Genomic DNA, 13674 nt, shown 5'->3' with positions numbered 1-13674 from the left:
AATTCTCGGAATTATAAGAGATTTATACTAGGTGTAAGCGCCTTTGGCGCTCCTTTTTGTACTCATCGTGAGGGGGTAGTGTTGGAATGGTCGAAGAAATGAAAGATATGCCTGATTTTGAAATTAATCGTGGTCAAATTGTGACCGGAACAGTCGTCAAAATCGAGGATAAGCAAGCGCTGATCGATATCGGTTATAAGACCGAAGCGATTTTGCCAATTAGCGAAGTATCAAGCATGCATCTAGACGATTTAAACGAATCACTCCAAGTGAACGACGAGATTCGTGTCAAAGTGAAAAAGGTCACGGACGAAGAAGTAGTCGTTTCGAAAAAAGACGTCGATGCCGAAGCAGCATGGGATCGCATCGTTGAAAAATTCGAATCGGGTGAAGTATTTGAAGTGATGGTGAAAGATAAGGTCAAAGGTGGTCTTGTCGTCGATATTGGAATCCGTGGATTTATCCCTGCATCCCTTGTCGAAAGTCACTTCGTCGAAGACTTCTCGTCATACTTGAATAACCCAATTACCGTAAAAGTCGTCGAGATTGACCGCGAAAAAAATCGCGTCATCTTGTCACATAAAGCAGTTGTCGAAGAAGAGATGAGCGCGAAGAAATCAGAAACGCTCGAATCGCTTGAAGTCGGACAAGTAATCGAAGGAACGGTCCAACGATTAACTGACTTTGGGGCGTTCGTCGATATCGGTGGCGTGGACGGTCTCGTTCACATCTCGGAAATGGCACATAGCCGCGTCGAGAAGCCGAGCGACGTCGTAACTGAAGGCGACCGCGTGAAAGTGAAAGTGCTCGGGCTCGACTTAGATAATGAAAAAGTGAAACTTTCCATTAAAGAGACACAACCTGGTCCGTGGGAAACCATCGAAGGGAAGATCCAGCCGGGAGATGTCATCGAAGGAACTGTCAAACGTCTCGTGACGTTCGGTGCGTTCGTCGAAGTCGCACCGCAAGTGGAGGGTCTGCTTCACATCTCACAAATTGCGAACCGTCACATCGCGACGCCGTCTGAAGTCTTGTCAGAAGGCCAAGAAGTGAAGGTGAAAGTGCTAGATGTTCATCTCGATGATAAGAAAATCTCATTGTCGATGCGTGCGCTCGAATCATCTGAACCGACTCGTCAAGATGATGATCAAGCGTTACTTGATGAATATAGCGACCAAGGAGGATTCTCTGTCTCGGAATTGACAGGTGATGATTCTTCGGACGACTCTAAATAAGATGATCGTTCAAGCGGGAGTCATGCTCCCGCTTCTTTTTGTATGGTCACTTAATTTTGCCTGTGATATGATAGGTAAGTTGCGTTTCGAAATGATGAAATGATGAAATTTTGATAGAAAGTTAGTGAGGTGTTGTTATGGGAATTCCAGTAGTGGCCATCGTTGGCCGTCCGAATATCGGAAAATCCACAATTTTTAACCGTATCATCGGTGATCGTGTCTCGATCGTCGATGATAAACCGGGTGTCACACGTGACCGTATTTACGGCACAGGAGAGTGGCTCAACCGTAAGTTCCATTTAATCGATACAGGTGGGATCGAAGTAGGGGACGAGCCGTTGCTCGTTCAAATGCGTCATCAGGCAGAGCTCGCCATCGATGAAGCGGACGTCATCATCTTCATGGTGAATGGACGTGAAGGGATCACGGCGGCTGATGAAGAAGTCGCAAACTTGTTGTTCCGTTCGAACAAACCGATCGTCCTTGCCGTCAACAAAGTCGATAACTTTGAAATGCGAGATCTCATGTATGAGTTTTATTCTCTCGGATTTGGAGATCCGTTCCCGATCTCGGGTACACACGGGTTAGGACTCGGTGATTTACTCGACCAAGTATTTGAACTCGCTCCAGAAAAAGACGAGTACGAATACAACGAAGACGTGATTCAGTTCTCGTTGATTGGTCGCCCGAACGTCGGGAAATCAAGCTTGACGAACTCAATCCTCGGTGAAGAGCGCGTCATCGTTTCAAACATTGCGGGTACGACTCGTGATGCGATTGATACACCGTTCACACGTGACGGACAAGAGTATGTCATCATCGATACGGCAGGTATGCGTAAACGCGGGAAAGTATATGAATCAACAGAGCGCTACAGTGTCATGCGCGCACAAAAGGCGATTGAACGTTCGAACGTGGTTCTCGTCGTCCTCGACGGGGAAGAAGGAATCATCGAGCAAGACAAGCGTGTCGCTGGTCTCGCGCATGAAGCCGGGAAGGCGATTGTCATCGTCGTCAATAAATGGGATGCCGTCGAAAAAGATGATAAGACGATGAAGAAGATGGAAGAGAAGATTCGTCAAGAATTCTTATTCCTCGACTATGCGCCGGTAGTCTTCTTATCAGCGCTCACGTCAAAACGCTTGCAGACATTGTTGCCTGTCATCAAACAAGTGGCTGAAACACATCGCCGTCGAATCTCGACGAGCGTGTTGAACGATGTCATCGTCGATGCGGTTGCGATGAACCCGACACCGACGGATAAAGGACAACGATTGAAGATTAACTACGCAACTCAAGTGGCCATCGAGCCGCCGACGTTCGTCTTGTTCGTCAACGATCCTGAGTTGTTGCATTTTTCGTATAAACGTTATTTAGAGAATCAAATCCGTAAAGCATTTGACTTCACCGGGACACCGATTCACATCGTGGCTCGTCAGAAAAACTAATAACGGGGGTGCCACTTATGGCAAACGTAGCTGTCATCGGAGCGGGGAGCTGGGGAACGGCCATCTCGCTCGTGTTAGCAGATAATGGCCATGATGTCCTGCTCTATGGACGTGAACAAGAACATGTGGATGAAATCAACTCGTCACATACGAACTCGTTTTATTTGAAAGACGCGCCATTACCTGAATCCATTCGTGCGACGACGAACTTGAAAGAGGCGTTAGACGGTCGGAGTATCGTCTTTCTCGTCGTCCCGAGTTCGGCGATTCGTCCTGTCTCGAAGGAATTGAACACCTTGTTGACGGAACCTGTCACCATCGTTCATGCCGCGAAGGGGATCGAACCGAAAACGCATAAGCGCCTTTCAGAAATCATCGCCGAAGAAATCGACCCGTCGAAACGTCGGGCAATCGGTGTATTGACAGGACCGACTCATGCTGAAGAGGTTGCGGTCCGGAAACCGACGACCATCACGATCGCATGTGCTGACCTTGATGTCGCGGATGAAGTGCAGGAGCTCCTCACAAACGATCAGTTCCGTGTGTACTTGAATTCTGATGTCGTTGGGGCCGAATACGGCGGAGCGCTGAAAAATATCATCGCTCTAGCGGCAGGTATGACGGATGGACTCGGTTATGGGGACAATGCGAAAGCTGCCCTCATGACTCGTGGGATTGTGGAAATTGCGCGACTTGGCGTGAAACTTGGAGCGAACCCGGCCTCATTCTCAGGATTGACAGGAATCGGAGACTTGATTGTGACGGCGACGTCACAACATAGCCGTAACTGGCGAGCCGGTAACGCCATCGGGCGTGGTGAAAAGTTAGAAGACGTTCTCGGAAACATGGGAATGGTCGTCGAGGGCGTCCGCGCCTGTGAAGCGGCCCACTCCCTTGCAAAAGAGGCGGGTGTGGAGATGCCGATCACGGAGGCGCTCTATAACGTGTTGTTTGAAGGGAAAAGTCCTCATGATGAAGTGAAGAAATTGATGAGACGCCCGCAAAAACACGAGATGGAACAAGTTTTCCATTTTGAAGAATAGACAGATTGAGAGAGGAGCTGACGTTTTCGTTCAGTTCCTCGCTTTTTTTTGCTAAACTTGAATTCTGGAGAACATAGAGAAAGTAGGGGGATAGACGTGACACCGTCACTCATCAAAATGTGGATATCATTCGCAGGGATCGGGGCTTTCGCCATCGCTGCATTAATGGTCGCACTCAGTCATACGAAACTGAGCGGTTGGTTCGCCACGCTCGTCAGACTGATTGCCTTCATCATTTTCTTATTTGGGACTGTTATCATGATTTTTGTCGTCGTCTCAGGACCGACTGGAGGATAAACGTGATGAAAAAAAAGATTGTCGCTATCAGTTTGATTTTGACGACACTGTTAGCTGGATGTATGTTTCCTGATTCAGAACGGGCCAACAATATCCCGTATGAAGATCAATTGAATACGGTACAAAGTGCGGTCGATGCCTATCGTGAGCAATCTGGGGTATTACCAATCAAAACAAAACCGGCGGAAACGCCTCTCATGGAGCGTTACCCAGTTGAATTCGCTCGTCTCGTGCCCGGTTATTTAGCGGACCCACCTGCGAATAGTTTCGAAGGTGGCGGGTTGTTCCAATATATCCTCGTCGATGTGGAGACGGAACCGACTGTGAAGTTGATTGACTTGCGTGTGTCTGAGCGGTTGCAGCAACTTCAAACGAACATCAACGCGTTTCGGGCAAAAGAAGGCAAGTTCCCATTTGACGGATCATTAGGTAAGAATCAGTTCACGCTCGATTATGATAAAATCTTTGTCACGGAAGAGCCGTTCATTCCAAGTCCTTATTCGGACCGTGAACTTCCGATCTATGTGGATGGCACGGGACAACTGTTTGTAGACTATCGAGAAGATGTGAAGGAAGCGCTTCAAAATACGGATGAGTCGCCGGAAATAGGCGAAGACATTCGTTATTTGCTCTATAAAGATGCTCCATTCGCCCCAGCTTATTCGCAAGGATACACAATTGATGAACAAGGAGAGGTCGTGTTTTTAAACAACTGAACCTGTTTTGATAGTGAATGTCGCGAAATCATGCAAAAAATGTTGTCATATCAACGTTTGTACGATATGATTAATCCCGTAAACTCCCTGTGAGAGGAGGTGAATCGTGATGAACAAAACTGAATTGATCCAAGCTGTTACTGAGAAAGCCGATGTTTCTAAAAAAGAAGCAACGAAAATCGTAGAAGCTACGTTTGAATCAATCACTGAAGCACTCCAAAACGGTGAGAAAATTCAATTGATCGGTTTTGGTACTTTTGAAGTTCGTGAGCGTGCTGCCCGTAAAGGTCGTAACCCACGTACAAAAGAAGATATCGAAATCCCAGCGAGCAAAGTTCCTGCATTTAAAGCAGGTAAAGCGCTCAAGGATGCGGTCAAGTAATCTGCAATACATAAGTCGCCGAAAGGCGGCTTTTTTTGTTGGGTTTGCGAGTTCGAATGACGTGAATGTGACAAAAATGTGCTATACTATGTCAGAATGACAATGAAGTGGACGAGGGGGGATAGCATGGAACAGTTGACAAATGAATTCGTTGTCACAGACCTTGCTCGTCAAATCGAAACACGTATGAATCATCCCTATTTGACGAAACACGAGGTTGTACCAGCCGTCGACATGTTATTGCTTCGTTGGATGGTCGAGATGATTGATTTGGAATCGATTGAGCATCGACAACTCGTGATGGCAACCTATTTCGCACATCAAGCGCTTGATTTACACGACCAAGTGAACAGCAGCCCGAACGGGTCTTTGGCACGCCAATTAAAAGTGCTCGCCGGAGACTTTGCATCGGCTCAGTTTTATAAAATCTTGACGGACTTTCCATCATCATACAGTGATCGATTCGGTCAGTCTGTACAGCGGGTCAATGCGGCGAAGTGCACCTTATTGCTTGAGAAGAACGTTTCAATGAACGTTTGGCTCGAAGCGAACGTCGGATTGATTCAAACACTTTCCGAACTGATTGAACAACCTTATTTGACAACGAGCGGGAAACGAATGATTGAAAAGAAAGCGACAGCGCTTAGACAAGACCAAAAAGAGCAACTCACGACGTTGCTCGCGCATGCGGTCGCTTAGAACGGAAAGGATGTTACGCGTTGCAACCGATAGAAAAAGAGCAAAAAGTATACGAAGTATTTCAGTCCATTTCTCCGAGCTACGATACGATGAACTCGATTATCAGCTTCCGACTTCATAAATGGTGGCGACGGACAACGATGAAAAAAATGAACGTCTTTCCGGGGGCTAAATGTTTAGACGTTTGTTGCGGGACGGCTGACTGGACGATTCAATTGGCAGATGCTGCTGGAAACACGGGTGTTGTGAAAGGACTCGATTTTTCAGAGAACATGCTAAAAGTGGGAGAGGAAAAGGTCAAATCTTGGCCGAACATCGAATTGCTGCATGGAAATGCGATGGCTCTTCCGTTTGGTGACAACTCCTTTGACTATGTCACAATCGGATTTGGACTCCGAAACGTTCCAGACTACATGACGGTTTTGCGTGAAATGCACCGCGTCTTGAAACCGGGTGGAACGGTCGTTTGTCTTGAAACGAGCCAACCGACAGCACCGCTCTTTAAAGAGTTGTATCGTTTTTACTTTGGAACGGTCATGCCGCTTTTTGGAAAGGTATTTGCCGGTTCATACGACCAATATAAGTGGTTGCAGGAGTCGACCGATCAGTTCCCAGACCGTTTGACGCTCAAGCGGATGTTCGAAGATGCCGGGTTTGAACAAGTCGAAGTGAAGACATTCTCCGGAGGTGCATGTGCCATGCATCTAGGAAAGAAGTGGTGAACCATGTCTTTGAAGCGACTTTATCGTCATATGAACCGAGAGATTGATCAAATCGATCAATTCTTATCTACTCGAGTCAGGACGGACCACCCTGTCATTGAATCGGCATCGCGCCAATTACTCGATGCCGGTGGCAAGCGCATCCGACCCGCCTTCGTCTTACTGAGCGCCGGATTCGGTGAGACGAAAGATATCCGTTTGACGAAAGTTGCCTCAAGTCTTGAGTTGATTCATATGGCATCACTCGTGCATGACGATGTCATCGACGACGCGATGCTCCGTCGTGGCAAACCGACCGTGATGGAACGATATGATGAAACAGTAGCGATGTATACAGGGAATACGTTATTCGGAGAAGCGATTCGTCTCGTATCCGAAATTGATTCACCAGAAGTGATGCGCATCATGGCAGATACGATGGAACGAATCTGTGTCGGTGAAATCAATCAAATTCAAGATCAATATGAGTGGGGGCAATCACCGAAGCGCTATTTAGATCGGATTGCGCGAAAGACCGCTCTGTTGATTGAAACGAGTTGTGCGGCTGGAGCTGTCATCTCTGGAGCGTCTCCACAAACCGTGAAGCAATTAAGCCTGTTTGGATATGACATCGGCATGGCTTTTCAAATGACGGATGACTTGCTCGATTTTACCGCTAAGAGTTTTCAACTCGGTAAGCCGGTCGGGGAAGATTTGAAGCACGGTCATAAAACGTTACCGCTCCTGTATTCATCTGAGGACCCTGACTTTTATGAACGTCTCCGTCAAGTGAACGCCTCGACGGATGCAGAAGTGACGAAATCTCTCGTCCGGGAAGTGCAACGAAACGGAACGTTAGAACGCAGTCAACGGACGATCGATCGTTACGTCAATCGTGCCATCCGCCGACTAGACGGGTTGCCGGATGTTCCAGACAAGCGATCGTTAATTGAAATTGCGCAATATATTGGGAAACGCAAATGGTAAATGCCCATGTAACCCCTTTCAAAAATGTGTCGGACCGTGTACACTAAATACGTACATCGTACACATTTATAGACTTAGGGGGATTTGGGGAATGGAAAAGACATTTTTAATGGTTAAACCTGATGGGGTAAAACGTGGATTGATTGGGGAAATCATCTCACGCTTCGAAAACAAAGGATATACGTTGAACCGTCTCGAAATGGTGACACCGTCAGTTGAGGTCGCAGAGGCACACTACGCAGAGCATAAAGAAAAGCCGTTCTTTGGTGAATTGGTTGAGTTTTTGACTTCTGGTCCTGTCGTTGCGATGGAATGGGAAGGGGAAGACATCGTGGCCGTCTCTCGTTTAATGATCGGGAAGACGAAGCCAGTGGATGCTCAACCAGGAACGATTCGCGGCGATTTTGCATCGACGATGTCACAAAACGTGATTCATGGTTCTGATAGTGTGGACAGTGCGGAACGTGAACTCTCACTTTGGTTCGCTGAAGTGGCTTCACACGTTTCATGACTTTTCGAGGGACGGGGAAACCTGTCCCTTTTTGATTCCCTTTGAATCGCCTGAGGTCAGAAGAATGCGGAAATGAGAAAGAATTGAGGTTGAAATTGGTGATGAATGATTATGCCATCTTTGTAAAAAAGTTTTATATCAAGTCGGGTATTGACTTGAACTTATATAAAGAGGCGCAGATGAAGCGCCGTATGGTCGCACTACGCGAAAAGAAGGGGTATGCATCGTTTTTGGAGTATTTGAAGGCGATGGATACAGATCGTCAACTTTACGAGGAGTTTCTCGACCGGATGACAATCAATGTGAGTGAATTTTATCGCAACCCGATTCGTTGGCAACAGCTTGAAGAGGACATCCTCCCGCATCTGATTCGCTCGAGTCAAGGGAAGCTTCGCGTATGGAGTGCTGCCTGTTCAACAGGAGAAGAGCCATACTCACTTGCCATGTTGTTGTCGAAACATCTGGCCCCATCTCAATTTTCAATCATGGCCACGGACTTAGATGATGTCGTCATCGAAAAAGCGAAACAAGGAAAGTACCATGAGCGGGCGCTCATCGATTTGCCGGAGGAGTTTCAGAAGCGCTACTTCACCCGTCGTGGCGACGACTATTATATTTCAGATGAGATCAAGCAGCTCGTGACATTTAAGAAGCATAACTTGTTAGCGGATGTGTACGAGCGTAACTTTGATTTGATCGTCTGTCGAAATGTCTTGATCTATTTCACTGAAGAAGCGAAAGAGAAGGTATATACATCATTCCAACGGGCGTTACGTCCAGGTGGGATGCTATTTGTCGGTGGAACGGAACAAATTTTCCAACCGAAGCGTTATGGCTATGCAATGAAGCAAAGTTTCTTTTATGAAAAAATAGATGGATGAGGTGATCGGATGCGTTATTTGACAGCTGGTGAATCACATGGTCCCGGTCTGACGGTCATCATTGAAGGGGCCCCAGCCGGACTCGCGATCGATATTGCGCAAATCAATGCGGAGTTAAAAAAACGTCAATCTGGTTACGGTAGAGGGCGCCGCATGCAAATCGAGTCAGACCAAGTAGAAGTTCGTTCGGGAATACGACATGGCGTGACCACGGGTGCACCCATCACTTTTTGGATTGAGAATAAAGACCATACGCATTGGAAACACGTCATGCAGGCGGAACCGATTGAAAGCGACATCGAAGTGAAACGCCGCGTCTCCCGGCCGAGACCTGGACACGCTGACCTGGTCGGTGGGATGAAGTATGACCATCGAGACTTACGTGACGTATTGGAGCGCTCGAGCGCTAGGGAAACAGCGGCTCGTGTCGCGGTCGGGGCTTTCTGTAAGCAGCTCCTTCAACAAGTCGGGGTGTCTCTCTTTAGTTATGTCAAAGTGATTGGTGGGGAACGAGCGGAGTCGTGTGCATTCGATTCGCTTCAAGAAGCACAAGCGGTCGTCGATGCCTCTCCGGTACGTACGTTAGATGAAGCGGCCGCGTTGCGAATGATGCGTCGCATCGATGAGGCCAAGGCAAATGGAGACTCGATCGGTGGGATCGTGTGTACAGAAGTACATGGTGTTGTACCGGGACTTGGCTCATACGTGCAGTATGACCGTAAACTGGATGCGAAAATCGCACAAGCGGTCATGAGTGTCAACGCATTTAAAGGTGTTGAATTCGGTGAAGGATTTGAAATGGCATATCGTCCGGGCTCTGAAGTAATGGACCCAATCGCATACGGGGATGATGGATATACGCGACTGAGTAACCATCTCGGTGGATTTGAAGGGGGCATGACAACGGGAATGCCAATCCTTTGTTCAGCCGTCATGAAACCCATTCCGACCCTCTATAAACCATTACAATCGGTCGATATTGATACGAAAGAGGCATTTTTGGCTCAAATCGAGCGGAGCGACTCGTGCGCCGTGCCTGCCGCGTCACTCGTCGTTGAGGCAGTCATCGCATTTGAAATCGCGAAGGAAATGTGTGAGACGTTCGGGCACGACACGATGGAACGAATCAAACATCGGGTCGATGAGTATCGGGAGGAGTTACGAGTATGGTAACGATTCCAATCTCAGCATCGACCCCATACGACGTCGTCTTGGACAATCAGGATCGTTGGATCGATTCGGTTGATTGGTCAAGTTATTCGATGATATGGGTCGTTACGGATAAACATGTCGAGTCTCTTTACGGAGAGTCGTTCCGTTCTACGTTGAAACTGACCCATCCTCACGTCGTCTCGTCCGTCGTCGAAGCGGGTGATGCGTCGAAATCGCTATCTCAGCTCGAGCAGCTTGTCGCAGAAGGGTTGCGCCATGGATGTGACCGCCAGACGTTGATTGTCGCCTTTGGTGGTGGGATGATTGGCGACTTGGCTGGCTTTTTAGCAAGTGTCTACATGCGAGGCGTTCCATACATACAAGTGCCGACGACGATTTTGGCTCACGATTCGGCTGTCGGAGGCAAAGTGGCAGTCAATCACCCCCTTGCGAAAAATGCGATTGGTTCGTTCTATCAGCCATCAGGCGTTTATTACAACGTCACTCGACTGAACACCTTGTCCGTCCAGGAAGTGCGAAGCGGTCTCGGTGAGTTATTGAAACATGCGTACTTATCACGTTACGTCCTCGAATCCTCTTTCGAGGACGACTTGTTTTTAGACTTGAACGAGAACGAACCATTGGATTGGGTGTCGTGGCTTGCTCGTGGGATTCGAGTGAAACAAGCCATTGTCGAGACGGACGAGCGAGAACAGGGCATTCGTGCTTGGCTCAACTTTGGGCATACGTTCGGTCATGCCCTTGAGTCGGTGGAAGCCTATCGGATCCCACATGGGGAAGCGGTTTTACATGGGATGGTGTTCGCTTGTCTCGTGTCTGGAGATGAAGTTCGAGCGATGCGGTTGTTCGATTGGATGCGTTCAAATGACGTCACGCCAATCGATTGGCAACCATTCGACCGCTACGTGGAAAAAATGATTCGGGATAAAAAGAACCGTCACGGTGCAATTCGTTTTGTGTTACTTCGTGAAACGATCACCGTTGAGTCGGTACAGCTCGAACATCTTCAACAGACGTTTGAACAGATGAAAGGATGGTGGGAACGATGAGTTTAAACGGTTCTATCCGTGTACCGAGTGATAAATCCATCACACATCGGGCATTAATATTCGGGATGATGGCGAACGGGACGACGCACGTGCGGAATCCGCTCCTCGGTGCCGATTGTCGTTCGACAATCGAGGCGATTCGATCACTTGGAGCCGATGTGACAGAACAGCAAGACGAACTGATCATTAAGGGCATCGAGTCTCCGCGCTCGGCACGGCTTGACTGTGGGAATTCAGGTACGACGATGCGTCTACTGATCGGACTCTTGTCCGGCTATAACGGGTCGTTTGAGCTCGTAGGCGATGAATCGTTATCTAGACGTCCGATGCGCCGCGTTACCGAGCCTTTACGAAACATGGGTGCACATGTGACCGGGGATATGGCGCCTCTCGTCATCGAAGGGACGACGCTTCGATCGATTGACTATACGTTACCGGTCGCGAGCGCCCAAGTGAAGTCGGCCGTCCTACTCGCCGGCTTACGTGCCTCGGGTACGACGGTTGTTCGAGAACCGATGTTGTCACGAGACCATACCGAGCGCATGTTGCCCCTATTCGGTGCGAAGCTGTCGATTGTAAACGAAGAAGGGTTACGCGTCATCCGTGTCGAACCCTCGACATTGACTGGATGTATGGTCGACGTACCGGCAGACCCGTCATCGGCTGCATTTTTCTGGGCAGGGGCGGCCATGGTGGCAAATAGTTCGGTTACGACAACGGACGTCTGTTTGAATGAGACGCGGATCGGATTTTTACGTACGCTCGAACGGATGGGCGCGAATGTCGTCATTTCGAACGAACGATCGGTCGGTGAAGAACGAGTCGGGGACGTCACGGTCACGACGAGTGAGTTATCCGGCACGGTCGTCGAAAAGGATTTCATTCCTTCACAGATTGATGAATTACCCCTGTTCGCTCTCGTCGCCTCTCAGGCGAATTCACCGTCCATCGTAAAAGATGCAGCGGAACTGCGCGTGAAAGAAACCGACCGGATTGACGTGGTCGTCTCAGAACTACGCAAATTAGGTGTGGACATCGTCGGCACCGAGGACGGATTCATCGTCCAGCCGAGTCGCCTTCACGGAGGGGATGTCTCGACTTACGGAGACCATCGCTTGTCCATGATGTTACAGGTTGCGTCACTCGTGACCGATGAAGCCGTTCACATCGAGGGGATCGAGGCATCCGATGTCAGCTATCCTCGATTCCGTGAAGATTTACAACGGGTTCAACGTAAGATAGAATAACGACAAACCGAAGCCCAGGAGGACGAACCATGCTAGATGAATCAGCTTTAACACATATAATCGAGATGCTTGAGTCAGGTGAGACGGAACATGCACTCATGCATTTAGAAGAACTTGAGAAGGAAGGATCAGATGATGACCGTTTAGCTATCGCTGACCTCTATTTAGAGTTAGGTCTTGCCGACCGAGCGACAGCCGTTCTCTCAAAACTATACGTCGACTATGAGGGAGACCCAAATGTCGCCTTATCCTTGGCGGAAGCGTATTTGGATAGTGACCGTGAAGAGGAAGCGATTGCCGTGCTTGAAAAAATCAAATCGGATGACGCAGATACGCAAGTGAGGAGCCTCGTCCTCCTCGCTGACCTGTATCAATCGCAAGGGTTGGATGAAGTGGCAGTGAAGAAACTGATGGAGGCGCTCGAAAAGAATCCGGATGAACCTTTACTCATTTATGGATTGGCTGAATTGTATGCCTCGACCGGTTCATTTGAACAAGCCATTCCACTCTATGCGCGACTTCCGAAGATGAAGTTGCCGGCTGAAATCGACTATCAAGCGGATTACGCGGAGGCCCTCACGATGGTCGGGTCGTTTGAAGAGGCGCTCGAGGAATATGAGCGGGCTACACATCGCGATTTGAACACCGTCTTCGGTCATGCGATGACGGCTCATCGGATCGGACGTGAGGAAGTGGCGATCAAGCAGTTCAAAGAGCTTCAGGCGATGGACCCAGACTTCACGTCGCTCTACTTGCCTTATACCGAGGCACTCGATGCAATCGGGCAAACGGAAGAGGCCATCGAGATCGTCGATCAAGGCATCACGCGCGACGATTATAATGATGAACTACGGCACGTTAAAGCAAGGCTGCTTCTCAAACTCGGAAATCGGGACGGTGCCATTAAAGAACTGCGTGAGGCGCTCGTGTTAAATCCAGAGTCGTTACAAGCGACCGAATTGCTCTTGTCGATTTTATTTGAAGCAGGAGAATTCGATGATGTTCTCGAAACCATTGATGCACTCGAAGATCATACGACGTCGCCGCTCATGACATGGTACAAGGCGAAGGCGAAATATGAGCTCGAAGCGTATGAGGAAGCGGTCAGTCTGTATGCCTCAATTGAGCCGATGATGAAAGAGGACGTGTCATTTGTGACGGAATGGGCTACACTGTTGATAGAGGAAGGTCGTAGACAAGATGCGCGACGTGTGGTCGAGCAATCGCTTGCATTGGTGGTCGATCTCGAAGATCGCCAATTGCTCGAAGAACAGCTCGAACAATTGTCTGATGACGTAGAATGAA

The 13674-nt window shown here is 48.6% G+C and carries 15 protein-coding genes; all 15 read left to right on the top strand.

Annotated features, from left to right (window positions below; genetic code table 11):
• Nucleotides 1-86: 86 nt before the first annotated feature.
• The 15 genes from rpsA (at nt 87) to KD909_RS08465 (ending at nt 13673) form a co-directional block, all read left to right on the top strand.
• Entirely contained in the window at nt 87-1235 is a 1149-nt protein-coding gene (rpsA, locus tag KD909_RS08535) for a 30S ribosomal protein S1 (RefSeq protein WP_015881460.1), read from the top strand.
• A 137-nt stretch (nt 1236-1372) separates the two neighbouring features.
• A complete protein-coding gene (gene der, locus KD909_RS08530) occupies nt 1373-2683 on the top strand; it encodes a ribosome biogenesis GTPase Der (RefSeq protein WP_015881461.1) in 1311 nt (436 codons plus the stop codon).
• 17 nt (nt 2684-2700) lie between these two features.
• On the top strand, nt 2701-3726 hold the full coding sequence (locus KD909_RS08525; protein ID WP_196430566.1) for an NAD(P)H-dependent glycerol-3-phosphate dehydrogenase: 1026 nt from the start codon (nt 2701-2703) through the stop codon (nt 3724-3726).
• A 96-nt stretch (nt 3727-3822) separates the two neighbouring features.
• Nucleotides 3823-4023, top strand: coding sequence for a DUF2768 domain-containing protein (locus tag KD909_RS08520; RefSeq protein ID WP_015881463.1), 201 nt, complete (start codon nt 3823-3825; stop codon nt 4021-4023).
• Between the two features lie 5 nt (nt 4024-4028).
• Complete coding sequence (locus KD909_RS08515; protein WP_211781336.1) at nt 4029-4739, top strand: hypothetical protein; 711 nt, start codon at nt 4029-4031, stop codon at nt 4737-4739.
• 109 nt (nt 4740-4848) lie between these two features.
• A complete protein-coding gene (locus KD909_RS08510; RefSeq protein WP_015881465.1) occupies nt 4849-5121 on the top strand; it encodes an HU family DNA-binding protein in 273 nt (90 codons plus the stop codon).
• A 126-nt stretch (nt 5122-5247) separates the two neighbouring features.
• Complete coding sequence (locus tag KD909_RS08505) at nt 5248-5820, top strand: heptaprenyl diphosphate synthase component 1 (protein ID WP_015881466.1); 573 nt, start codon at nt 5248-5250, stop codon at nt 5818-5820.
• Between the two features lie 20 nt (nt 5821-5840).
• A complete protein-coding gene (locus KD909_RS08500) occupies nt 5841-6542 on the top strand; it encodes a demethylmenaquinone methyltransferase (protein ID WP_015881467.1) in 702 nt (233 codons plus the stop codon).
• A 3-nt stretch (nt 6543-6545) separates the two neighbouring features.
• Nucleotides 6546-7508 carry a polyprenyl synthetase family protein gene (locus KD909_RS08495; protein WP_015881468.1) on the top strand — a complete coding sequence of 321 codons (963 nt, stop codon included), beginning with the start codon at nt 6546-6548 and terminating at the stop codon, nt 7506-7508.
• A 91-nt stretch (nt 7509-7599) separates the two neighbouring features.
• Nucleotides 7600-8019 carry a nucleoside-diphosphate kinase gene (ndk, locus tag KD909_RS08490; protein ID WP_015881469.1) on the top strand — a complete coding sequence of 140 codons (420 nt, stop codon included), beginning with the start codon at nt 7600-7602 and terminating at the stop codon, nt 8017-8019.
• 101 nt (nt 8020-8120) lie between these two features.
• Nucleotides 8121-8900, top strand: coding sequence for a CheR family methyltransferase (locus KD909_RS08485; RefSeq protein ID WP_015881470.1), 780 nt, complete (start codon nt 8121-8123; stop codon nt 8898-8900).
• A 9-nt stretch (nt 8901-8909) separates the two neighbouring features.
• A complete protein-coding gene (gene aroC, locus KD909_RS08480; protein WP_211781335.1) occupies nt 8910-10073 on the top strand; it encodes a chorismate synthase in 1164 nt (387 codons plus the stop codon).
• On the top strand, nt 10067-11122 hold the full coding sequence (locus KD909_RS08475) for a 3-dehydroquinate synthase (RefSeq protein ID WP_211781334.1): 1056 nt from the start codon (nt 10067-10069) through the stop codon (nt 11120-11122). Before aroC ends, KD909_RS08475 begins: the two co-directional genes overlap by 7 nt.
• Nucleotides 11119-12369, top strand: a complete 1251-nt coding sequence (gene aroA, locus KD909_RS08470; protein WP_211781333.1) for a 3-phosphoshikimate 1-carboxyvinyltransferase — start codon at nt 11119-11121, stop codon at nt 12367-12369. The genes KD909_RS08475 and aroA overlap by 4 nt, the downstream gene beginning before the upstream one ends.
• Before the next feature lie 29 nt (nt 12370-12398).
• Nucleotides 12399-13673, top strand: coding sequence for a tetratricopeptide repeat protein (locus KD909_RS08465; RefSeq protein WP_015881474.1), 1275 nt, complete (start codon nt 12399-12401; stop codon nt 13671-13673).
• Nucleotide 13674: the final 1 nt, after the last annotated feature.

The sequence above is a fragment of the Exiguobacterium sp. PFWT01 genome (assembly GCF_018255795.1).
GTDB lineage: Bacteria > Bacillota > Bacilli > Exiguobacteriales > Exiguobacteriaceae > Exiguobacterium.
This window is presented reverse-complemented; position numbering and strand designations above follow the sequence as displayed.